At 53.5% G+C, this 23,692-nt stretch carries 21 protein-coding genes; 13 read left to right on the top strand and 8 right to left on the bottom strand.

What is annotated here, in order from left to right:
* Nucleotides 1-171 precede the first annotated feature (171 nt).
* Nucleotides 172-1,080, top strand: coding sequence for a LysR family transcriptional regulator (locus GW579_RS18280; protein WP_152327595.1), 909 nt, complete (start codon nt 172-174; stop codon nt 1,078-1,080).
* A 20-nt stretch (nt 1,081-1,100) separates the two neighbouring features.
* On the opposite strand, the gene GW579_RS18275 is transcribed toward GW579_RS18280, so the two are convergent.
* The gene (locus GW579_RS18275) at nt 1,101-1,742 is read right to left on the bottom strand and encodes a hydrolase (RefSeq protein WP_129953873.1); all 642 of its coding nucleotides are present in this window, start codon (nt 1,740-1,742) and stop codon (nt 1,101-1,103) included.
* A 231-nt stretch (nt 1,743-1,973) separates the two neighbouring features.
* Nucleotides 1,974-2,906: a sugar-binding transcriptional regulator gene (locus GW579_RS18270; RefSeq protein ID WP_165060899.1), complete on the bottom strand. Its 933-nt coding sequence runs from the start codon at nt 2,904-2,906 to the stop codon at nt 1,974-1,976.
* 233 nt (nt 2,907-3,139) lie between these two features.
* Here GW579_RS18270 and GW579_RS18265 point away from each other — a divergent pair, with 233 nt between their 5' ends.
* The 6 genes from GW579_RS18265 to GW579_RS18240 all read left to right on the top strand — a co-directional run bounded on the left by GW579_RS18265 (nt 3,140) and on the right by GW579_RS18240 (nt 7,346).
* Nucleotides 3,140-4,075 carry a tagatose-bisphosphate aldolase gene (locus GW579_RS18265; RefSeq protein ID WP_165060896.1) on the top strand — a complete coding sequence of 312 codons (936 nt, stop codon included), beginning with the start codon at nt 3,140-3,142 and terminating at the stop codon, nt 4,073-4,075.
* Complete coding sequence (locus GW579_RS18260; RefSeq protein WP_165060893.1) at nt 4,068-4,664, top strand: P-loop nucleotide/nucleoside kinase family protein; 597 nt, start codon at nt 4,068-4,070, stop codon at nt 4,662-4,664. The genes GW579_RS18265 and GW579_RS18260 overlap by 8 nt, the downstream gene beginning before the upstream one ends.
* A 205-nt stretch (nt 4,665-4,869) precedes the next feature.
* Nucleotides 4,870-5,313 carry a PTS sugar transporter subunit IIA gene (locus GW579_RS18255; protein WP_165060890.1) on the top strand — a complete coding sequence of 148 codons (444 nt, stop codon included), beginning with the start codon at nt 4,870-4,872 and terminating at the stop codon, nt 5,311-5,313.
* Between the two features lie 65 nt (nt 5,314-5,378).
* Nucleotides 5,379-5,681, top strand: a complete 303-nt coding sequence (locus GW579_RS18250) for a PTS sugar transporter subunit IIB (RefSeq protein WP_165060888.1) — start codon at nt 5,379-5,381, stop codon at nt 5,679-5,681.
* Between the two features lie 73 nt (nt 5,682-5,754).
* Entirely contained in the window at nt 5,755-7,020 is a 1,266-nt protein-coding gene (locus GW579_RS18245) for a PTS sugar transporter subunit IIC (RefSeq protein ID WP_152327602.1), read from the top strand.
* 20 nt (nt 7,021-7,040) lie between these two features.
* Nucleotides 7,041-7,346, top strand: a complete 306-nt coding sequence (locus tag GW579_RS18240; protein ID WP_152327603.1) for a hypothetical protein — start codon at nt 7,041-7,043, stop codon at nt 7,344-7,346.
* 40 nt (nt 7,347-7,386) lie between these two features.
* On the opposite strand, the gene msrA is transcribed toward GW579_RS18240, so the two are convergent.
* On the bottom strand, nt 7,387-7,929 hold the full coding sequence (msrA, locus tag GW579_RS18235) for a peptide-methionine (S)-S-oxide reductase MsrA (protein ID WP_152327604.1): 543 nt from the start codon (nt 7,927-7,929) through the stop codon (nt 7,387-7,389).
* A 221-nt stretch (nt 7,930-8,150) separates the two neighbouring features.
* On the opposite strand from msrA, the gene GW579_RS18230 reads away from it, so the two are divergent.
* Entirely contained in the window at nt 8,151-8,786 is a 636-nt protein-coding gene (locus GW579_RS18230; RefSeq protein WP_152327605.1) for a carbonic anhydrase, read from the top strand.
* A 192-nt stretch (nt 8,787-8,978) separates the two neighbouring features.
* Nucleotides 8,979-10,106, top strand: coding sequence for a GNAT family N-acetyltransferase (locus tag GW579_RS18225; RefSeq protein ID WP_165060886.1), 1,128 nt, complete (start codon nt 8,979-8,981; stop codon nt 10,104-10,106).
* A gap of 7 nt (nt 10,107-10,113) precedes the next feature.
* On the opposite strand, the gene GW579_RS18220 is transcribed toward GW579_RS18225, so the two are convergent.
* Together GW579_RS18220 and GW579_RS18215 are read right to left on the bottom strand one after the other, a co-directional pair.
* The gene (locus GW579_RS18220) at nt 10,114-11,946 is read right to left on the bottom strand and encodes an ABC transporter ATP-binding protein (protein WP_165060885.1); all 1,833 of its coding nucleotides are present in this window, start codon (nt 11,944-11,946) and stop codon (nt 10,114-10,116) included.
* A gap of 103 nt (nt 11,947-12,049) precedes the next feature.
* Entirely contained in the window at nt 12,050-13,549 is a 1,500-nt protein-coding gene (locus GW579_RS18215) for an MDR family MFS transporter (RefSeq protein WP_152327608.1), read from the bottom strand.
* Between the two features lie 84 nt (nt 13,550-13,633).
* Between GW579_RS18215 and GW579_RS18210 the strand changes: the two genes are divergently transcribed.
* On the top strand, nt 13,634-14,323 hold the full coding sequence (locus GW579_RS18210) for a TetR/AcrR family transcriptional regulator (protein WP_152327609.1): 690 nt from the start codon (nt 13,634-13,636) through the stop codon (nt 14,321-14,323).
* A gap of 132 nt (nt 14,324-14,455) precedes the next feature.
* Nucleotides 14,456-15,655, top strand: coding sequence for an MFS transporter (locus GW579_RS18205; protein ID WP_165060883.1), 1,200 nt, complete (start codon nt 14,456-14,458; stop codon nt 15,653-15,655).
* Between the two features lie 47 nt (nt 15,656-15,702).
* Here GW579_RS18205 and dcp read toward each other — a convergent pair whose 3' ends face one another.
* Entirely contained in the window at nt 15,703-17,856 is a 2,154-nt protein-coding gene (gene dcp / locus GW579_RS18200) for a peptidyl-dipeptidase Dcp (RefSeq protein WP_165060881.1), read from the bottom strand.
* A 187-nt stretch (nt 17,857-18,043) separates the two neighbouring features.
* Here dcp and GW579_RS18195 point away from each other — a divergent pair, with 187 nt between their 5' ends.
* Together GW579_RS18195 and cytX are read left to right on the top strand one after the other, a co-directional pair.
* A complete protein-coding gene (locus GW579_RS18195) occupies nt 18,044-18,700 on the top strand; it encodes a Qnr family pentapeptide repeat protein (protein WP_165060879.1) in 657 nt (218 codons plus the stop codon).
* Nucleotides 18,701-18,831: 131 nt separating this feature from the next.
* Nucleotides 18,832-20,085, top strand: coding sequence for a putative hydroxymethylpyrimidine transporter CytX (gene cytX / locus GW579_RS18190; RefSeq protein ID WP_165060877.1), 1,254 nt, complete (start codon nt 18,832-18,834; stop codon nt 20,083-20,085).
* Between the two features lie 59 nt (nt 20,086-20,144).
* On the opposite strand, the gene ygjK is transcribed toward cytX, so the two are convergent.
* Together ygjK and ygjJ are read right to left on the bottom strand one after the other, a co-directional pair.
* Nucleotides 20,145-22,526 carry an alpha-glucosidase gene (ygjK, locus tag GW579_RS18185; protein WP_165060875.1) on the bottom strand — a complete coding sequence of 794 codons (2,382 nt, stop codon included), beginning with the start codon at nt 22,524-22,526 and terminating at the stop codon, nt 20,145-20,147.
* Nucleotides 22,526-23,608: a protein YgjJ gene (ygjJ, locus tag GW579_RS18180; RefSeq protein ID WP_152327614.1), complete on the bottom strand. Its 1,083-nt coding sequence runs from the start codon at nt 23,606-23,608 to the stop codon at nt 22,526-22,528. Before ygjJ ends, ygjK begins: the two co-directional genes overlap by 1 nt.
* Between the last annotated feature and the right edge of the window lie 84 nt (nt 23,609-23,692).

Below are 23,692 nucleotides of genomic sequence, written 5' to 3'. Positions count from 1 at the left end.
AACAATAAAAATGCCGTATAAAAAACAGACGAATGATACTGGTAATGCATACAGTCATCAACCTCTGGTTAACTATTTGTTGCGTTATAACTGTAAACAAGACGAAATGGAGCAGCCATTGCTACCGGAAATGATTGTCCGGCGTTCAACCATTATGGGGTGGGAAAATAAATGCGATTAAGCCTTGAAGCGCTGCTGATCCTTGACGCGTTAGACCGTCACGGCACCTTTGCCGCAGCGGCTGCCAGACTGTTTAAAACGGCTTCCGCACTGAGTTACACCGTGCAGAAAATGGAAAGTGATCTCAATATCAAACTGCTGGATCGCTCAGGCCATCGCGCCACCTTCACCCCCACCGGTCGTCTGATGCTGGATAAAGGCCGCGTGCTGCTGCGTGCCGTCAGTGAGCTGGAGCAACAGGCGCAGTATGTTGAAAGCGGCTGGGAGAGCAAACTGACTATCAGCCTTGATGCTTCCGTGCCCTTCGCGCTGCTTACGCCGCTGATCGAGCGGTTTTACGCTGAGCATCAGCATACTCAGCTGTTATTCCGCCACGACGTGCTCGCCGGTTGCTGGGAAGCGCTCAGTTATGGCGAAGCCGATATCCTGTTCGGTGCAGTTCAGGAGCCACTCACGCGCAGCGGCATTGAATATCGCCCTATCGGCTGGCTGGAATATGTGTTTGCCGTTGCCCCGCATCACCCGCTCGCCTCGATGCCGGAGCCGCTGGTGCGCGAGCAAATCCGCCAGTACCGCGCGGTAGTGGTTCACGATACGTCCCGCCACAGCACAGGCGCGGATTTGCGCGTACTTGATGAGCAGAAGATGATTAGCGTTCATGACTTTAATGCCAAAGTTCATGCCCAAATCGCCGGGCTGGGTTGCGGCTATCTGCCCCGTTATCTGGCTGCACCTCACCTTGAAAGCGGAGCGCTGGTGGAGCGCCGTCTTGATACCCAGACGCGCCGCGATCAGGCTTTTATGGCCTGGAACGAAAACGCCACCGGCAACGCTGCAATGTGGTGGCGGGAGAATTTACAGGATTTCGAGGGGATAAATACCGTTTATAGCCCGGAATAACCGGGCTGTAATTTCGGCTATCATGCCTTACGCTGCGGGGCTTTATGCACCATGGTGTAGGCATAATCGACGCCCATGCCGTATGCACCGCTGTGTTCACGCACGAGATCCATCACCGCGTCGTAAGTCTCTTTACGTGACCAGTCGCGCTGATATTCCAGTAACACTTGCTGCCAGGTCACCGGCACTGCGCCAGCCTGCACCATACGGTCGATAGAACGTTCGTGCGCATCTACGCTGGTGCCGCCGGAGGTGTCGGTCACCACATACACTTCATAGCCCTCTTTCAGCGCCATCAGCGCCGGGAACGTCAGACACACTTCGGTCCACAGTGCAGAGATAATCAGTTTTTTGCGTCCTGTTGCTTCCACTGCTTTCACGAAGGCTGCATCTTCCCATGAGTTCATCGAGGTACGTTCTATCGGTTTTACATCAGGATGTACCGCCAGTAACTCCGGCCAGATATAACCGCTGAAACTTTCCGTTTCGACCGAGGTGTAAATCACCGGCACGTTAAAAACTTTGCCCGCTTTGGCGAGAGCGACAGTATTATTTTTAAGCTGCTGGCGATCGATATTTGCAACGCCGAATGACATCTGTGGCTGATGGTCGATGAAAATCAGAGTGGAGTTCTGTGGGTCGAGCAGATCGAATTTAGACATTTTCATTTCCTCGCAGAGAGCATTGTTGGGGGACGTGTTTGTATTTAACGTTGTGCTGTTGTGCTGCTGGAATTAACAATAAGGCAGGGGATGAAAAGCAGATAGCGGAAAGAATTTGGCAACTTGTTCAGATTTTTTTGACAGGAAAGACGCAAAAGAAAAAGGCATTCCCGCCAGGGAATGCCTTTTTCTTTTGCGCTTTTTTGAAAACTTCTATTAAAAATCAGGCCGTCACGCCACCGGCAGTTTATCCAGAATAGCCTGCGCGGTATTCACGTCGGTGACCAGCGAATTAATCATACCCGAACGTACTGCACCGATAATCCCGGCGGCTTTTTCCGGCGTGGCAGCCACGCCAATGGTCAGCGGCGTTTTTCGCAGTTGTTCGACCGAAGCCGCAATCATTCGCTCCTCGCCTTCCCAGTGCAATAACTCGCCGGACTCAGTGAAGTAATGGCGCAGCACATCGCCCGCCGCGTCGCTGAGCGCCTGTTCGCCCGGCGTGGCGGTGGTGGATTCGCTCGGTTTTGGTGTATGCGTCAGTCCCACGCCGACAATCGCTGCATCGAGGCGGTCCCACAGCGAAATAATTTCTTTCACGCTCGGGTCGGCGAGAAATGCATCACGCAATTCTGCCGAAGAAATATAAGGCGCATGCAGAAAATACGGCGTGCCTTCCATCTGTTCTGCCGCGCGACGCACGAACTCGGTGATCTGAAAATGCGGCGCAGACTGCTGCATTCCGCCATTGAGCGCCACGGTCATAATGCCTGGCAGACGCGGCATACCGGCCAGCGTCACCTCGCGCACCGCCCTGCCCCAGCCGATACCCAACACCGATCCCGCACCCAAACCGGCTTCCTGTAAAAGAGAAGCCAGCGGCGTCGCCAGCGCGCCGAGCACATTACCCGGCGGCGCATCCACAACATAGGCATGTTTCAGTCCGAGACGTTTTATCAGGTCTGAAGTCATGTCTTCAGGAGAAGATAATCCCACTACTTCAATGCGCACAATCCCCGCCGCACGGGCTTTATTCAGCAGCCGGGAGATGGTTGCCGTCGACACATCCAGCTTGCGTGCAATCTCCACCTGAGACATATCAGACTCGTAATGCAGCTTGGCCACCAGGTGCATCATGGCACGCGTTGCTGCAATATCTTGCAAAATTGGCTCTTTCAGCTTGAAATTCCTTTCAGTAATGAATTACACTCAAATCGTCGATTGAGGGATTATTGCGCAACACCTGTAAAAATGCAATGTGCCGGATCGGGCTTCAACCCTTGTAAAACGGCGTGTTACGCGATTTTCCGCCCCTTTTCGTCAGGGGGAAAAGACAGAACGTCCAGTGTAATCGAGATTTTTTCATCTGTAATAAATTTCACGCAAAGGAGAGTTCCATGTCAAAAATGTCTACTTCAGAATTACGCAGCTATCAGCAGATTTGTGGCAAAAATGGCGCCATGCTGGTGATCGCCTGTGACCAGCGCGGTGCCATGCGCAGCCTGCTCGCCAGCGATCCGCAACAACAATCTGCCATTTCAGAACACGAGCTCGGGCTGATTAAAGCCGATATCACCCAATATCTCGCCAGTAAAGCGTCCTGTGTTCTCGTCGATCCGGTCTGCGCCGTGCCACAGCTGGTGGACAACGGTATTATTGCCCGCGACACCGCCCTGCTGATTGGCCTTGATGCATCAGGCTGGGATAATTCACCGGAAGGCTACCGCCAGTCACGGCTGGTGGCGAACGTTGATGCGCGGCGCGTGCGTGAACTGGGTGCGACCGGCGGCAAAATCATGGTGTATCTGCGTTCGGATCAGGAAGCGGCGAACCGTCACAACATCGATATTTTGCGTCAGTGCATTGACGATTTCGCCCGCGAAGACCTGCTGCTGGTGGTGGAGTTCCTCACCTATAAACTCGACAATGAAACCGAGGAAGAATATAAAGAAAAAGTCCCGTCACTGATTTATGGCGGCACGAAGATTTGCCTGGAATGCGGCGCGAAGGTGCTGAAACTGCCTTATCCGGGTTCAAAGCAGGCCTGCGCAAACATCACTAAACTGGCCGGCGACGTGCCGTGGGCGGTGCTTTCCGCGGGCGTAGATCATTCCACCTTCCTCAAACAAGTGGCGGATGCCATGAGCGAAGGCGCATCAGGCGTGATTGCCGGGCGTTCTCTGTGGAAAGACTGTATCTCGCTGGATCGCAGCGCGACAAAATCCCGGCTCGAATCGCTGGCGGTTCCGCGGCTGAACGAACTTCAGGCTGTTATTCAGCAATATTTCCATGCCCCGACCCGCAACCAAACTGAACAGGTGGAACATGTCTGAAAACAGAAGCGCCTCACGAAATGGCTTTACCGGCAAACGCGTCATCCTGGTAAACGGGATCCCGGCGTCAGGTAAAAGCCGGCTCGCCGTTGAGCTTTCTGAATACAGCGGCTGGCTGCAACTGTCGCTTGATGGCATCAAAAACCCGTTTCTTCAGCGGCTGCAAAATGTCGATCGCCCTTTTAACCGCGTGCTCGGGCTGGCAAGTTATCAGGTTATCTGGGATATCATCGGCGGCGCACCGCAGGGCAGCACCTTTATTGCCGATGCGTGGTTTGGTTTCCAGCCAAAAGAGGTGTTGCAGGATTATCTGCAACGGGCGGGCGTCATGCAGGTTCTCGAAATCTGGTGTCAGATTGATGCAGAACTCGCTGCGGAACGTTTTGCTTCACGACTCGGGGAACGTTTACCCGGACACGTCGGGGCAGAATATATTCCCGAATTAAAAATTCTCGCCGGAAATGCACGACCAATGACGTTAGGGCCAGTTTATTGTGTTGACCAGAATGTTATTGGACAAAATAAGCCTGTTAATATTGTTGGTATTCACGAATGGATAATGAATTCCTTCAATACACAGATTCAATAAATACGTCCATGAGGAAATATTCATTTACTGAAAAGTAAGCTAATTCTGATATCAGGACCTTGTTAATACACTACTATCATTGATTCCTTCACGTCGCCTGAAATTAATATCTTTCATTGATGACTAACAGGACTGGATAGATCACAGTTTTTATTTTAATTAAATATCATACTGAGAAAAGACCCTATTCATATGAAGAGGTATTATGTTAAGCGACTGGATTAATGAAAGTAACACCACGATTATTACCAAAATTGATGACTGGAAAAGTGCCGTGGCATTAGCTGTGCAGCCTTTAATTGATTCCGGCGCCGCCGAAAGTCGCTATCTTCAGGCGATATATGATATGCACCGCGAAATCGGTCCTTATTATGTGCTGGGAGAAGGTATTGCCATGCCTCACGCCAGGCCGGAAGAAGGTGTGGTAAGAACGGCACTCTCTCTGGTGATTGTTTCAGAAGGAGTCGAATTTGGCAGCGAAGATAATGATCCGGTTTATGTCATCTTCGCGCTGGCCGCCGTGGACAGCCATTCTCACATTGAAATGATCGCCAGCCTCTCTCATCTTTTCTGCGATGATGAAGCGGCTGAAAAATTAAAACTGAGTAAAAACAAGCAGGAAGCTTTAGACATTATCCGGCAGTTTTAGACGTGAAGTGTAGAGAGACGAACATAACCCTTAATGAACACCTACAAAGAACCTAAGGAAACGTAATGAAAAAGTTATCTATTCTTGCGGTATGCGGTGCGGGTTTAGGCAGCAGTTTTGCCTGTGAAATGAGTATTGAAGCCGCGCTGAAAGATTTAGGCGTGGAGGCGGATTTATCGCACTGCGATATTTCCAGCGCTACCTCATCCAGAGCCGACATTATTATGACCGGCGAAAACTTCAGATCACAGTTCCAGCATTACACCATCAGCGCCAATATTATTTACCTCAAACGCCTGGTGGATAAAAATGAAATAAAAACCAAGCTGACGCCTGTCCTTCAGGAAATGGGTCACCTGGCAATCTGATAATAATAACGTTTTGACTCACAGAACGTATAAATCTACAGAACAATTACCGTGAACTCTACAGGGGACACTTATGTCTTTCCTTCACTTTATTGTCAATGATGTATTAGGCCAGGCATCAATATTAATTTCGCTGATTGCCATGATTGGCCTGATTGCATTAAAGAAAAGTCCGGGGCAAGTTATTACCGGCACATTAAAAACGCTGCTCGGATTTCTGGTTTTACTTTCCGGCGCCAGTATTATTGTCAATGCGCTGACCTTCCTGGGCGAAATATTCCAGAAAGGTTTTCATATGCGCGGCGTGGTCACCGACGTCGGTTCAATCGCCGGTATCGCACAACAAACGCTCGGGCGGGAAACCGCATTAATTATGGTTCTGGCGTTTATCGTCAATATCCTGATTGCCCGTCTGACCCGCTTTAAATATATCTTCCTCACCGGTCAGGCGTCATTGTGGATGGCGACCGTCTGTTCCGTTATCGGCTATATGGGCGGCCTGCGCGGTGCGGAGCTGATCATTACCGGCGGCGTGATTGCCGGTGTGATGGCGGTCGGTATGCCGGTGCTGGCACAACCGATTGTGCGCAAAATTACCGGCTCTGATGACTTTGCGCTCGGCCATTTCTGTACTATCGGTTACATCGTGCAGGCTGGCGTGGCGAAAATCACCGGTAACGTCAACAAAAGCACCGAAGATCTCGAATTGCCGCAGGCACTCTCCTTCCTGCAAGACACCTATCTGTCGATGATGGTGGTGATGATCCCGATTTACCTGATCCCCGCCATCGCCGCCGGGCCGGAAGTCGTCGCGCCTTTCGCCAACAACGTTAACTATCTGGTCTACTCGTTCCTGCAATCCATTCAGTTTGTGGTCGGCGTTTACGTGCTGCTCTCCGGTGTACGCCTGCTGCTGGCGGAAATCGTGCCAGCATTCCGTGGCATCGCCCTGCGCATCGTGCCCAACGCCATTCCGGCGCTCGATTGCCCGGTGCTTTTCCCCTACGCACCGAACGCCGTCATCATCGGTTTTATTTCCACCACCATCGGTTCTGTCATCGGCATGTTCCTGTTTCCGAGTCTGGGGCTGGCGATGATTTTACCAGGCATGCTGACCAACTTCTTCGCGGGCGGCACGGCGGGTATTTTCGGTAATGCGGTGGGCGGACGGCGCGGCGCGATTATCGGCGGCATCTTCCACGGCCTGTTTATCACCCTGCTGCCTGCTCTTTTACTGCCGCTGCTCGGCAAGTTCGGTTTCTCGAACGTGACCTTCAGTGATTCGGACGTCATCAGCGTCGGGCTGGTATTCGGCCACATTCTCAACTTCTTTCACTAAGTGATCCGGAGGTTAAGGTTATGGACACACGCATTGAGCAAATTTTAGCGCAGCAACTGCCGCCACAGGATTCGGCGAAAGCGCTGAACGAACTGGGAAAACAGTTTCAGGAACAACAGGATCTGGACGCGGCCATTGCCTGCTGGGAACAAAGCATGGCCTGTTATGGCAAGCCGGGATTTGCACAGGCGCAATTGATGAAAGCTTATAACGTGCGGCGACGCCAGTGTTCGGAAGCCGGTGACGGTCAGGGGCTGGAGGTATATTCGGAGAAAATCGATGCGCTGATGCAAAAAAGTAAGGATGCCATCCGCTACGGTTTCTGAGGCAGAAAAAAGCCAGAACGAAGGTTCTGGCTTCTGCCATTTACTGATTCAGCGATTTCGTCCGTTGCGCAAAGCTCTTACGCAACTTTTGCAGTTTCGGTGGGATCACCGCCATGCAGTAGCGGTTCTGCTGCCCGGCACCTTCCCAGTAATTCTGGTGATAACCTTCCGCCACAAACACTTCGCCCAGCGGTTCGATACTGGTGACAACCGGATCATTATGGTCCTGCTGTGCGCGCAAAATTGCGGCTTCCGCTTCGTTTTTTTGCTGTTCACCGGCGGGGAATATCACCGAGCGATATTGCGTGCCGACATCATTTCCCTGACGGTTCAGCTGGGTTGGATCATGCGTGACGAAGTGAATATCCAGCAAATCGCCGTAACTGAGTTTCGCCGGGTCAAAACCGACCCGAATGGCTTCTGCGTGACCGGTTACGCCCGTGCAGACCTGCTCATACGTCGGGTTCGGGCGCGTGCCGCCCGTGTAAACACTTTCCACCGACTCCACGCCGATGACGTCTTTGAACACCGCTTCCGTACACCAGAAACAGCCGCCACCGAAGATAGCGTATTCGATTGTCATACAGACTCCTTGATTTAGGGGACAGAGAAATAATGGGGGCGGAACACGCAGAGATAAAGAGAAGATAATAAAAAATGCCGTATGAAATTCTTCAGTGCTGAAATTTATAATATTTTAGGCAAACTGATTTACCTTATAAAGAGTAGTGATTTTCCGTCTGATTGATCTGCATTTTTTTTCATGGCAGTATCGTTGCGATTGAAATACAGGAAATTCCCCCTATGAAAGACGTAATTGAAGGCTTCCTCAGATTCCAGAAAGAAGCGTTTCCGCAACGCTCTAAGTTATTCAAAGAACTCGCATTAAACCAAAATCCTAAGACTCTGTTTATATCCTGCTCTGACAGCCGGTTAGTGCCGGAATTAGTCACGCAGCGTGAACCGGGCGAACTGTTTGTTATCCGTAATGCCGGTAACATTGTGCCGCCATTCGGGCCGGAACCGGGCGGCGTTTCTGCCACCGTTGAGTACGCCGTAAAGGCGCTGGGCGTCAAAGATATCGTGATCTGCGGGCATTCCAACTGCGGCGCGATGGGCGCGATCGCCAACTGCACCTGCCTGGATCACATGCCTGCGGTAGCTCACTGGCTGCGTTATTCCGATGCGGCAAAAGCCATCAACGAAGCCACTGAACACGCCACACCGGAAGCGCGCGTCAACGGCATGGTGCATCAGAATGTGGTCGCACAGCTGAGCAACCTGCGCACGCATCCTTGCGTGGCGGTGGCATTAGCGAAAGGCGAAGTGACCCTGCACGGCTGGGTTTACGATATTGAATCAGGCTGTATCGAAGCATTTGATGCGAAGAGCGCCAGCTTTATTTCGCTGTCAGATAATCCGGAAGTCAGAGCCAGTTAATTAATTTTTCGCATACCGGAAAATTAATTATCATCCGGAATATTGTGGGTAATATTCCGGATGATAAATCAAAGCATCACCCCGTTCGTTATTTGAAATAATCCTTTCCAGAGCACTAAATCAGCGCCCGCTAAATCAACACTCATTATAATCTGAACGCGACACCCCCTTTTCACCAGAGTGAGAAAACCGATGCCCCTTACGCCGTTAAACCGTCTGGCCGATTTGCCTGCCGCGCAGTGGGATGCACTGGTGCCAGCGCAACAACCCTTCCTCAGCCATGCGTTTTTATCCACGCTCGAAGACAGTGGCAGCCTGGGGCCAAATTCCGGCTGGCGTGCGGAACATCTTCTGTGGGAGGAAAACGGCAAAATTCTGGCGGCCATTCCCGGCTATCGAAAACGCCATTCTTACGGAGAATACGTGTTTGATCAGGGCTGGGCGGATGCCTGCCAGCGCTCGGGCATTGCGTATTACCCCAAATGGCTGGGCGCCGTGCCGTTCAGCCCGGTGACCGGCGCACGGCTGCTGGGCGATGAGTCTGCTGCGGTCAGCCTGCTACAGGCATTACCGAATTATCTGCAAGAAAACGGCCTGACCGGCGCGCACATCAATTTTACTGACGTGCGCGCTAACCGGTTAATCGGGGCTGAACCCGTCTGGCAACACCGGCAGGGATTGCAATATCACTGGCATAACCGCGGTTATCGCGATTTTCAGGATTACCTCGATGCGCTCACGTCGCGCAAGCGTAAACAGTTTCGCAAAGAACGCGAACAGGTGGCATCACAGGGTATCGAATTTATCTGGAGGGAAGGCGCACAGGTTACTGAAGCGCAGTGGGATTTCGTCTACGCCTGCTACAGCAATACCTATCATATCCGTGGCCAGTCGCCCTACCTGACCCGCGATTTTTTCAGCCTGCTGGCAGAAAGAATGCCGGAGGCGATCCGCGTGGTGATGGCGCAGCAAAATGGCCGCGACGTGGCGATGGCGTTCAGCTTAATCAGTGGCGATACGTTTTATGGCCGCTACTGGGGCTGTCTGGCGGAGTTCGACCGGCTGCACTTCGAAACCTGTTTCTATCAGGGGATGGAATATGCGATTGCACACGGACTGGCGCGGTTCGATGCGGGCGCGCAGGGCGAACACAAACTGCTGCGCGGGTTTGAGCCGGTGATCACCGACTCATGGCACTATTTACGGCATCCGGGCCTGCGCGACGCCGTCGAAGATTTTCTGGTGGAAGAGCGTGCCGGTGTACAGCGCTGGGCCGATGAAGCCCGTGAAGTGCTGCCCTACCGGCACGTTCCGTCTTAAAGAAAGATTAATCCATCCCGACAAATCCACCGGTCTGATGCTGCCACAAACGGGCATACAGACCGCCGTGCGCCAGCAGCTCGGCGTGGCTTCCCGTCTCAACAATCTGCCCTTTTTCCAGCACCACCAGACGATCCATTTTAGCAATGGTCGATAACCGGTGCGCAATCGCAATCACCGTTTTACCGCCCATCAGCGTTTCCAGGCTTTCCTGAATCGCCGCTTCTACTTCTGAATCCAGTGCAGAAGTGGCTTCATCCATAATCAGGATCGGCGCATTTTTCAGTAACACGCGGGCAATGGCGATACGCTGACGCTGCCCGCCGGAAAGTTTCACGCCGCGCTCCCCGACGTGCGCATCCAACCCGGTTCGCCCCAGTGAATCATAAAGCTGCGGAATGAATTCATCGGCACGCGCCTGACGTATCGCCCGCTGCAATTCTTCATCCGTCGCGCCCGGCCTGCCGTACAGCAGATTGTCGCGAATCGAACGGTGCAGCAGCGAGGTATCCTGCGTGATCATACCGATTTGCGCACGCAGACTGCCCTGTGTGACATCGGCAATATTCTGCTCATCAATTAAAATCCGCCCGCCATCGATGTCGTAAAGCCGGAGCAAGAGGTTCACCAGCGTGGATTTCCCCGCGCCGGAAGGCCCGATCAGGCCGATCTTCTCACCGGGGCGGATCGCCAGATCCAGATCCCGGATCACCGGGCTGCCTTTTCCATAGTTGAAGTTCACGTGATCAAAACGGATCGCACCCCGATCAACTTTCAGCGCCGGAGCCTGCGGCTTATCCGTGACAGTCAGCGGCTGCGCGATGGTGTGCAGGCCATCCTGCACCGTACCGATATTCTCGAAAATGCCGTTCACCACCCACATAATCCAGCCGGACATATTCACGATACGAATCACCAGCCCCGTCGCCAGGGCAATAGCCCCGACGGTGATCAGCGATTGTGTCCACAGCCACAGCGCCAGCCCGGTGCTGGAAACAATCAGCAGACCGTTAAGCGTGGTAATCGCAAATGCCATGCCGGTTAACAGGCGACCAGCCAGCTGGGTTTTAATGGTTTGTTCCGTGATGGCTTCGCGTGCGTACTGCTGCTCCAGATCGGTATGCGCGAACAGTTTGAGCGTCGAAATATTGGTATAGCCGTCCACAATGCAGCCCATCAGTTTCGAACGGGCTTCGGACGATTCAACCGAACGCTGCTTCACGCGCGGAACGAAATACCACAGGCAGATTGCGTAACAGAAAATCCAGATAATCAGCGGGATCATCAGACGCCAGTCGGCTTGCGCAAACAGAAACAATGCGCTGGCAGCGTAAATCACCACGTGCCAGATGGCATCGACCATTTGTACCGCAGAATCGCGCAGCGAACTGCCGGTCTGCATGATGCGTTGGGCAATACGCCCGGCAAAATCGCTCTGGAAAAAGTTGAGGCTCTGTCTGAGGACATATTTGTGATTCTGCCAGCGGATCATGCTGGTCATGCCGGGCGTCAGCGTCTGATGAACCAGCAAATCATTCAGCCCGAAAAACACCGGCCGCATGATCATCGCCACCGCTGCCATCCACAGCAGTTCGCCCATATGGTCAGAGAAAAAACTGCCCGGCGGCGTGTCTTTGGTGAGATCAATAATCTGGCTGAGATAGCTGAACAGCGACACTTCAATCAGTGACGCCACCAGCCCGACGACCAGCAATACCGCAAAACTCGGCCAGACCTGACGCAGATAATAAAGATAAAAAGGCCAGACTTTACCCGGCGGCTCAGCCCCCGGTGCCTCCCGAAAAATGTCGATCATTCGCTCGAAACGGCGAAAAAGCATAGCATTCCCCCTCTGGAATTTCCCTGGCGACGTCGATCTTTCCCATGCCATTTCAACGCCGTAAAGGGGAAAGCTTAGTGCATTTCACCAATAACGTAGCGGCCTATTTCTTCAGCACCGCATCTTTTTGCAGCAGAGAAAGAATGAACGCCAGCACCATTACGCAGGCGGCAATCAGGTACACCGAGTGCAGCGCCGAGCCGAAAGCCTGCAAATAATCATCGCGGATGGCAGCCGGGAGTTCCTGCACCGCCTGTGCGCCCATCGAACGCGGAAGGACAGTGCCTTCCGGGATCCGCGCTATCAGCTGGTCACGCAGGACGTGGGTGAAAATCGCGCCAAACATCGCCACTCCGATGGAGCCGCCGATTGAACGGAACAGCGTGACGCCGGACGTCGCCACGCCCATCTGCTTCATCGATACCGAGTTTTGTACCGCCAGCACCAGCACCTGCATCACCATCCCAAGACCAAAACCGAGCACGCCGATGTAGAGATACAACATATGCACCGGCGTGCTGACTTTAAGACGGGCCAGTAACAACATGCCGGCGAAACTCAGCAGGGTACCGATAATCGGGAAGATGCGATAACGGCCGATGCGGCTGATCAGTCGTCCGCTGACAATCGAACTGACCAGCAACGCGCCCATCAGCGGCAACAGTTGCATGCCCGCTTCTGACGGTGACGAGCCTTTTACTACCTGCAAATACAGCGGCAGGAAGGTCATCGACCCCATCAGCGACATCCCGATAATAAAGCTGATGGCGCAGCTCAGCAGGAACGTGCGGTCGCGGAATAACCCGAGCGGAATAATCGGTTCTGCGGCCAGCGTTTCTTCATAGATGAATCCGCCGAGCGTAACGAGTCCGAACGCCAGAATGCACCACAGCTGCGGATCCGACCACTGATAGACCGTGCCACCTTCGCTGGTGAACAAAATAATGCAGGTCAGCGCCGCCGCCAGATAACCCGCGCCGAGGAAGTCAATTTCATGGCGAATACGCGCGGTCTGCGATTTCAGCGCCACGCCGATGACCAGCAGCGCGAAAATACCCAGCGGCAGGTTGATGTAGAAAATCCAGCGCCACGAAATATGCTCCACCAGAAAACCACCGATCAGCGGCCCGATGACTGTCGCCAGCCCGAATACGCCGCCGAAAAGGCCCTGATATTTCCCGCGTTCTGAAGGCGGGATCACATCGCCGACCGCGGCCATACTGACCACCATCAGCCCGCCGCCGCCCAGCCCCTGAAGCGCGCGCATCAGGATCAGCTGCGTCATGTTCTGCGCCAGTCCGCACAAAACCGACCCGAGCAGGAACACAATAATCGCGGTTTGCAGGACGATTTTGCGGCCAAGCAGATCGCCGAATTTACCGTACAGCGGTACGACAATGGTTGACGCCAGCAGGTAAGACGTCACCACCCACGAAAGCTGATCCAGCCCGCCCAGCTCGCTCACAATCGTCGGCAGCGCGGTGGAGACAATCGTCTGGTCGAGCGCGGCCAGCAGCATTACCAGCATCAGTGCGGAGAACAGCAGCTTTATCGACGGCTTCTGTTCTGCGACATCACTCTGCGCTGAATGTATAGTGGTCATGAATAGCTTCCTGACTTGTAATTAATTAACTGTATAATTAATATTGAAGCATCCACCCTATCCGGTCAATGGATCAAACCGCTTATGACAGACAGAAAAATCTCAGAAACGACAGGAACCGCACAAAAGGATCAAACGCCAGCACGCCGTCCGGGCCGCCCACGCAGCGCCAAAAAAGGTGCGGACAAGCGGGAATTGCTGCTGGATGCCGCTCTGAAACTGTTTGCCCAATACGGTATCGCCGAAACGCCGCTGAGCCAGATTGCCAAAGAAGCAGGCGTGACTACCGCCATGCTGCATTACTATTTTAATACCCGCGAGCAGCTGCTGGACGTCATGATTGACGAACGTTTTCAGCCGGTGCGCGCGGGGTTTACCGATATTTTTGAAACCCACGCCGACGATCCGCTGATGGCGATTACGCACATGGCGCAATGCATGATTGATGCCGCGGAAAAATACCCGTGGGTGGCGCCACTGTGGGTACGTGAAGTGATCAGCGAAAGTGGCATGCTGAAAAAGCGTATGGAAGAACGTAATGGCGACAAAAACCGCAAAGTCGTTCATGAATCGATAACACGCTGGCAGGCAGAAGGACGTTTGAACCCCGACCTGAATCCGGCGCTGCTGTTTATTTCATTGTTCGGCCTGACGCTGTTCCCGATGGCTTCCATGAAAATGAGAAAAGAAGGCGGCTCGCTGATTTCTCCCGACATGCTGCGCCAGCACGTCTCCCTGCTGCTCTTTAACGGGCTGGGGCCGCAGAAGCGGTAAGCGAAATTCTGGCAAGCACCGGGATAGCCGCGCAACTCTCTTAAATCCCTCTTTTTTGTAATGAAAAATACTGCGCAGACTCCTTTATGATGTAACGAAAATGTTGCTGTTACTCAGGGAATGCCGTTAAACATGAAGGGAATGCCGCCGCTGATCCTCGCTCTGCTTGCCAGTTCGTTAGTACTCACTATCGGACGCGGCGTCACGCTGCCTTTTATCACTATTTATCTGACTGAGCACTATCATCTGTTGCCGAAGAGCGTCGGGATTATTCTCGGGGCCAGTCTGGCGATCGGTATTCTCAGCAGTCTCTATGGCGGCTATCTGGTGGATAAATTCAATCACCGGACGCTCATCACCGTTTCCGTCAGCCTGTTTGGTTTGAGCTTTCTGCTGCTGCCGTTTCTGCCCAATGTGACCGGCGTTCTGCTGGTTCTGGCGTTGCTCAATGCCTCTTACGCCCTGCTCAGTATTACGCTCAAAGCCTGTATCGCCAGCTGGTTGCCGGTGGAAAAACGGGTTAAAGCCTTTTCGATGAACTACACGCTGGTGAACGTCGGCTGGGCGGTGGGATCTTCGCTGGGTGTCTGGCTGGCGGGTTTCAGCCCGATGCTGCCGTTCGTGATTTCCGGCATGCTGGCGCTGGGCACCGTGATTTCCCTGACCTGGGGACTGCGCAATATTCCGCACAAACCACCGCAGACCACGCCTGAACAAAAACCACTGCCCAAACCCAATCTGCGCCAGACACTGAGCATTCTCGCGCACGACCGCCGCTTGATTTACTTCACGCTGGGCAGCACCTTGGGGTCGATAGTGTTCGGGCAGTTCGCCGGTTATCTGTCGCAGTATCTGATTCTGGTTTCCAATGCAGCGTTTGCCTACAAAATTATCGGCGCCGTGATGATCACCAACGCCGTCATCGTGATCGCCTTTCAGTACGTTTTAAGCAGCCGGATGAAACAAAAAAGCCTGCTGAAATGGCTGCTGCTCGGCACTATTTTCTTCATCATCGGCCTGATTGGCTTCATGACGGCCGGGCAATCCGTGCTGTTCTGGATCATCGCGATGGCGATTTTCAGCTTTGGCGAGCTGATCGTTATTCCGGTCGAATACATGTTTATCGACTATATCGCGCCGGAAAACATGAAAGGCAGCTACTACGGCATGCAAAACCTGAGCAATCTTGGCGGCGCCATCAACCCGGTGATGTGCGGATTCCTGCTCAGTTACGCCGCGCCGCCGGTGATGTTTATTGCGCTGATTGCCGCTTCAGCGGGCGGGCTGGTGTTCTTCTGGATGGGCCACCGGCTGGCGTCGCGGACAGCATAAAAAAGCCCTGAACGTTTACACGGTCAGGGCTTTAAGGATCCCGAAACTTACTCTTCCAGCCCGCGGTTTTTCAGCATCGGCTCAATCGACGGTGCTTTGCCACGCCAGGTTTCATAGAGCTTTTCGAGGTCTTCGCTGTTACCGCGCGAGAGGATCTGGTCGCGGAATTTTTGACCATTTTCACGCGTCAGCCCGCCCTGCTCCGTAATGCCCGCAAAGGCATCATCGGCCAGCATTTCTGTCCACAGGTAGGCATAATATCCGGCGGCATAACCATTCCCCCAGATGTGCTGGAAATAGCTGGAACGGTAGCGCGGCGGCACATACGCCAGATTCACTTTGTCTTTCGCCAGCGATTCGGCTTCGAACTTATCCACATCCTGCTGCGGTTCCGTAGCGCTCAGGCTGTGCCAGTGCATGTCCAGAAGTGCAGCGGCCAGCAGCTCAGTCATGTCATAACCTTTATTAAACTTGCTGGCTTTCTCGATTTTGTCCTGCAAAGCCTGCGGCATGACTTCGCCGGTCTGATAATGCTTCGCGAAGTGAGTAAACACTTTCGGGTCACTCGCCCAGTGCTCGTTAAACTGGGACGGGAATTCGACGAAATCGCGCGGCGTTGCGGTGCCGGAAAGGCTCGGATATTGCTGGTCGGCAAACAGCCCGTGCAGCGTATGACCGAACTCGTGGAACATCGTGATCACGTCATCCCACGACAACAACGCCGGTTGCCCCGCCGCCGGTTTCTGGAAGTTAGCGACGTTATAAATCACCGGTTTGGTGCCGAGCAGTTTGGACTGATCGACGAAATTACTCATCCACGCGCCGCCGCCTTTATTATCGCGCTGATAATAATCGGCATAAAACAGCGCCATGGATTTACCGTCTTTATCGAACACTTCAAAAACCCGCACATCTGGGTTCCAGACGGGCAAATCTTTGCGCTCTTTAAACGTAATGCCGTACAGCAGATTCGCCGCATAGAACACGCCGTTTTCCAGCACATTATTCAGCTCGAAATAAGGTTTGATCTGCGCGTCATCAAGATCGTATTTCTCTTTGCGTACCTGCTGGGCGTAATGCTGCCAGTCCCAGGCCGCAACGCTGAATCCGCCCTTCTGTTTATCGATTTCTGACTGAATATCTTTCGCCTCACGCTCAGCGCGGGCGGTCGCGGCTGGCACAATTTTGTGCATGAAATCCAGCGCAGCCTGTGGCGTTTTCGCCATCTGGTCTTCCAGCTTCCACGCCGCATAGCTTGGGAAACCCAGCACCTGAGCCTGCTGCGCACGCACTTTTGCCAGTTTCGCAATCAGCTCACGGGTGTCATTCGCATCGCCCTTTTCGGCGCGATTAATGGAAGCTTCATAGAGCGCCTTGCGGGTATCGCGGTCATCCAGCGACTGCAATAACGGCTGCTGAGTGGTATTTTGCAGCACCAGTAGCCAGGCGTTATCCAGCTTGCGGTCTTTGGCCGCCTGCGCCGCCGCAGAAAGCTCGGCCTCGCTCAGCCCGGAAAGCTGCGCTTTGTCTTTCACCGTCAGCCCGCCCGCTTTGGTCGCCGCCAGTAATTTATTGGTAAATTGCGTACTGAGCGTCGCCGCCTGCTGGTTCAGCGCTTTGAGTTTGTCTTTACCGGCATCCGAAAGATTCGCACCTGCCAGCTCGAAATCTTTATACGTGACTTCAATCAGACGCTGCGATTCCGCATCCAGTTTCAGCGTATTGCGCTGGTCATACACCGTTTTCAGACGGGCAAACAATTTGCTGTTGAGGTGAATGCTGTCGTCCATCGCCGCCAGTTTTGGCGAGGTATCTTCATCAATTTTTTGTAGCGTATCGTTGGTATTCGCGCCAGTCATCGCGCCGAAAACGCTCTGAACACGCTGCAACGTGACGCCGGATTTTTCCAGCGCAACATAGGTATTTTCGAATGTCGGCGGTGAAGAGTCGTTGGCAATTTTATCGACTTCAGCCAGTTTCTGGCGGATTCCTTCAAGCAGCGCAGGTTCATAATCGCTGTCTTTATAGAGATTAAATTGCGGTGCCTGATATTCCAGCGGGCTGGGTTTCAGAAATGGATTATCTTTACTGATGGCATGGTTCATGACGGGCTCCTGCGTGGCGGGCTGCACGCTCTGCGCAGCGCCTGCAAACTGGCTCATGGCCAGACTGGTTGCCAAAAAGAGGTAGGACAAACGCATTTCAGTCTTCCTTATCTGATTAAGAGAAATTGCTCCGTTAAGCCATTGAGAATAGACCCCGGTCGCCGATCCGGCAAAAGAAGTGCGTAAGGAAATCGTGTGATGACAAGGGGTTTCAATATTTTCAGGGGAATTTTTCTGTCAGGATATTGCCCTTCGCAGCGCGTAAAAAAGGCAGGAAAACATCATGATTAAAGACCAGACTTTCACCGGCCAGCGCTTTGGTGTGAAACAATTCACCGGCGAAGCGCTGGAAAACTGCCGCTTTTACTGCTGCCATTTCGACAGCTGCGATTTATCAGAAACCGCTTTTACTGACTGTATGTTTTACGATGACGACGAACAAACCGGCTGCTCGTTCCAGCACGCAAAATTACAGGACGCCAGTTTTAAACACTGCGATCTGACAATGGCTGATTTCAAAAATATCCAGGCACTCGGCCTGGAGATCCGCGAAAGCAAAGCCACCGGCGCAGATTTCAGCGGCGCCAGCTTTATGAATATGATCACTACCCGTACCTGGTTTTGCAGCGCGTTCATGACCAAAAATAACTTCAGCTACGCCAACTTCAGCAAAGTCATTCTGGAGAAATGCGAGCTGTGGGAAAACCGCTGGACCGGCGCAAATGTGCAGGGCGCAAACTTCAGCGGCTCCGACCTTTCCGGCGGCGAATTCACCGAGTTCGACTGGAATAATGTGAACATCACCCACTGCGACCTGACAAACTCTGATCTGGGCGAATTAAACCTCCGTAAAGTTGACGTCGACGGCGTGAAAATCGACGACTGGCAGCAAAGTCATTTGCTGGAGAAGCTCGGGGTGATTGTGATTCATTCGACGTGAGAGTATTCCAAGTGACAGGGATTGAAATACGCATTATGGAAACCGAAAAGTGCGCTTCTCGCCCGTACGTCATCAGGATTTCACCGCAATATGCTATAACAGGCATTCGCATTAGCCACTAAATTAACCTCATGAAAGATAATAGTATTTACTCTCCTCAGGCGTCTGTGCCGGAAAAGTCACGGGTGCTGGGCTGGTCTGATTTATTCTCGCTGTGGTTCTCGCTTGGTATGGGTCTGATGGTATTGCAGGCGGGGGCGATTCTGGCACCCGGCCTCGGGCTGGCAGGATCGCTGGCAGCGATTGTGCTGGGTTCTGCCGTTGGCGTCGCACTGCTGGCACTGGTCGGGGTGACTGGCGGCCAGACGGGCATGTCATCTATGGCGTCTCTGAAACTGAGCCTTGGCAAACGCGGCGTGGCGTTGCCGGTGCTGTTCAATCTGATCCAGCTGATCGGCTGGGGGGCGTTCGAAATCGTCGTCATGCGCGATGCGGCCACTCTTCTGGCAAAACGGGCGTGGGGCGATGGCGGTTTGTGGGCCAATCCGACACTCTGGACATTTATCTTTGGCGCAATCGCCACGCTGCTGGCGGCAAGCGGACCTCTGGCATTTATCCGCGTGGTGCTGCGGCGCTGGGGCATCTGGTTATTGCTGGCGAGTTGCGCATGGCTTACCGGTTATTTGTTCCTGCATGCGGATTTATCCACGCTCTGGCACAAAGCGGGAGATGGTTCGATGCCGTTCGCGCTGGCCTGTGACATCGTGGTCTCGATGGCCTTTTCGTGGCTGCCGCTGGTGTCGGATTACACCCGTTTCGGCAAATCTGCACGACAGAATTTCTGGGGGACCGCCTGTGGATATTTTCTCGGCAGCGTATGGATGATGTCGCTCGGCGTCGCGTATACGCTGGCGTTTGTCAGCACATCGACCGATGCCAATGCGCTGCTGCTGGCACTTTCTGGCGTTGCGCTGGGTATTCCCCTGCTGCTCATTCTGGTGGATGAGCATGAAAATGCCTTTGCCGATATTCACTCGGCGGCGGTTTCTGCGGGTACTTCCGTACCCGTCGGAATCGGTAAGCTGACGCTTGGCATCGGCCTGTTGTGTACGCTGATTGCCTGGTCGGTGCCGCTGACGCAATACGAAAACTTCCTGCTGCTGATCGGTTCGGTCTTTGCGCCGTTGTTCGGCGTGGTGCTGACACAGCATTTTGTTCTGCGCCGTCAGACCAAAGAAAACCTGAACCTGCGTTCTGTCGCGGCCTGGTTTACGGGTATCGCGGTCTATCATCTGATGGCCAATCTGCTGCCTGACGTGGGGGCGACTATTCCGTCGCTGCTGGTGGCAGGGCTGGTGTGCTGGGGATTGGGGCGTAAAAGCTGAACTAAGAAAACCGCCCCTGAGGGCGGTTTTTTTGTGCCTGAAATTCAGCCCTTACTCACTCATTTCCTCTGCCCGAAAAAATCGTTGTACAGCATATAAAGATGCGCTGCGCTCCATGAGAAATTGGGTGCCCCCTGCTGCTGGCCGTTAAGCGGATTGTAGTTTTCGCGGATCGGGCCGTCAGTCATCAGCCCGTCGGCGTGATCGAAAAAGGCCTGCGCCATGGTAATGGCGTCATTGCGATAGCCGTATTGCTCCATGCCTTTCAGACCGAAATACAGCTGGTCAACCCAGACGCGGCCGCGCCAGTAAATATCAGCGCCGAACGCAGGATTGGTCAGTGCGGCGGTGCCGAGCGGCACATAGGTGTTAAATTCGCGCACATCTTTCATCACTTTCACCACGGCGTCGGCGTGTGCCTGCGTCGCTGCGCCGTTAAACAACGGTGACCAGCCTTCAGGCCCTTTACCGCGTTCGGCGATGGGTTTGCCGGCACAGCCGTTGGACAGCGGCTTGTCTTCAATCCGGATGTCGTAAAAGAAGCCGCTGCGGTCATCGAACATGCAGGTATTTATGTAATCCGCCAGTTTGCTGGCTTTTGTGCGGAAGTCTTGAGCGTCGGTTTTCTTACCCAGGATGTCAGCCATTTCAGCCAGGTACTTGTTGTCGCTGAACATGTAGCTGGCTTCATCGACCGACTCTTGCAGCAGGGAATATCCCAGCAACATTCCGTCATCCGAACGATTTTCGGCGAATTTGACCTGCCAGTCCTGCTTTTTACCGCCATTTTTAATGTATTTCGCCAGCTGATCCGCATCGATAAAACCGAAAGCCGCCGCATCGTCACGGCCTGACTCCCAGGAAGCGGCAACCTGCGCGGGGATTTCGATACTGTCGTATTTGCCGGATTTCACCACGCGGTCGTAGCTTTCCAGGCCGGATTCGGTCTGCTCTTTCTGCCCTTCCCTGACGGTAAACAGCATTTTCCCGTCAGCGGTATTGTGCGCTTTATCGCGCGTTGCGCCGTATTCCGGCACTCCGTTGTGGTTGTGATCGCGGTTGCGCAGCCACCAGTCGTGATAAGCGACCAGTTTCGGGTACATTTCTGCCAGCCACTGTTTATCGCCGGTCGTTTTATAGACCTCCATCACCGACCATGCCGCCAGACTCGGCTTGGTGTTGCGCTCATTCCAGTTGGTACCGTCGCCGCCACGTTCGGGGCCCGGGTTGTAGGCAATCAGGTCAGGCACAAAACCGGCATCCCACGGACGAACCGGGTCGCCGGGCTGGATCTGAAAGGCAAACACCGCACGAATATTGTTTTTCGCCACCTCAGGATTGAAATGCGCCATCGCATACGCCTGTTTCCAGGTGTCCCACGGCCAGGTCTGATTACCGGAGAACCAGCGCCCCGTGACCGAAGGCGTCACGGAATCAAATTTCATCGCACCCGCCGCACCGCGCCAGTTGCCGTTCAGGGTTTCGATCGCTTTCACCGCCACGCGCTCCTGCGCCGCCGTCGCGTGAGGATTGGTCAGCCCTTTATTGAGATAACCTTCCCAGCGCTTCTCCGAGGCAGCGAGATAGGTTTGCGGATGTGCCAGAATGTCGGCGATTTTCGGCTGTTCCCGCTGTACTTCGGCGGCAGTCAGCAAATGCGAATAGGTGGTGTAAATCGTGGTGGAACCGGCGATTTTGGCCTTCGCGGTAAACTGATGGCCTTGCGCGATAGTCTGCGCCGGCAGCGATTTATGGATCTGATATTCCGACTCACCGGACGTCATCAGGCTGGAAGCCGCACGCACCTTGCCGAAAGTCACTTTCAGGCCATAGGCGGTCGGGATGATTTTTCGGGTATAACCCGGGTACTCCTGTTCGATGGTTTTATCCGACTGCGGTTTTCCTTCCTGAGCATGAAGTTTTTCCAGCAGCTCGCCATCCCAGACCAGCTCCAGCGGCGTTTCGGTGGTGATTTTGGTTTCCAGCAGCGAGGTGCGGTTAGTGACAAACCGCAGCGTCAGAACGACATGGATTCCGGGCGCGGTCAGCGTCTGAATTAATGCGCCGGGAATGCTGTAAGCGGTCATGCTCATCGCGACTTTTTTGCCGTCTTTCAAGAGTGTCAGGCGGTCAAAATTATCCGCCATAAAGTTGATGTATTCTTCCGTCAGCAGCGCCGGACCGGGGAATCCGCCAGCCGCTTCCGCGCTGGCCGGTAATAAATGCCCGTGCCACGCACCGTCATCAAATAAAGGATTAAAACGCTGATGCTCGTCGAAATCATAATCGAGCATATATTGCGGCGCACCGGTGCGGTTAATCACATTTTTATATTCACCGGCGCGCAGGGTATTCGCGTTTTCGGCCAAAACGTTGCCGGAAATAAATAATGTTGCGGCAATAAATAAAGCAACAGGTTTAAGCTTGCTGACGGTTTTCATTATGATTTGCCCCAATAGAAATATTGCATAAGAAATATGGAATTGCTGGCACCGGTATTGTCGTTGCTCATATAGAATTTACTGTCCAGCGCCGTGGCGAACCGGCCACCGTAATATTCGTACCAGATACCGGCTTGTGCGTAGGATGTCGTGGTGTCCGATGCGTTATCTAAATGGTGTTCGGCGTAACTGTAGGCAGTGGAGAAATAGAGGCCGGATACCGCTTCAACCATGGCGCTGACCATCACGCCCGATTCGCTCCCCGGATGATTGCCGTCGCCTTTTCCGGTGTGATGCCAGACGCGCCCGGCCAGGTTTTTGCCCTGCAATCCGGCGAGAAATAATTGCCCGGTGCCGTCGGTAAGTTCGAGGCCGTTGAGCAGCGTCAGCCCTTCCGTCAGGTCATACTGCGTGTAGCCGTTGACCATCGCGCGGTATGTGTATTTATCTGAATAGCGGTCATATTTTCCGAAATGCAGCAACGCGGTACTTTCATTCACGCGGCTTTCCGGTGCGGCAGTCACGCTGTAGCGGAATTTTCCGGTGAGATTCTGGATTTTTGCCGCCTGCGTCAAATCGCGCGTATTGGGGATCACGTAACCGTATTCCGGCGTGAAATCGCCCCACCATTGCAGGTCGTCCAGCGAAGAATCGTTCCGCATACTGAGGATCATTTCGGTGCCGTTATCCGTGCGGTAACCGCCATAAAAACGGTTCAGACCGCCTTCAAATCCGCCCCAGCTGTGGTCCGGCACCCAGGCGTTTCCGTGATGATCGGCCTGCACCGTCCAGCCTTCGCCATAAATAAGCCCGAACCAGTTGCCGTGTTTTATTTCCAGACCGCCTTCGATATAGGTGCCGTCGCTGTATTTATGCTGGTCTTTACCGTTCAAATATACGCTGCCACCGCCGCCCATTTCGCCATAAAATCGGTAGGCAGTGTTATTGGCGCTTTGTGGTGTTATTTCCGGTGGCGGTAAAACATTATGTTCAGCGGGCACGACAGATTCCTGCGCCCATGAACTCATTGGCGAGGCGAATAATAAAATCATGAACATTTTGTGGAATGATATTTTCTTCATGGTATGCGCTTCACTTAAGGTGAGTATTTAGAATTCAGAGGAACTGAGCTAAAAAGTAAAAACGCAGTCTAGTAAATATTTTAC

The organism is Rahnella contaminans, assembly GCF_011065485.1.
Lineage (GTDB): Bacteria > Pseudomonadota > Gammaproteobacteria > Enterobacterales > Enterobacteriaceae > Rahnella > Rahnella contaminans.
The sequence above is the reverse complement of the archived record's forward strand: the minus strand, read 5'-3'. Positions and strand labels throughout refer to the sequence as shown.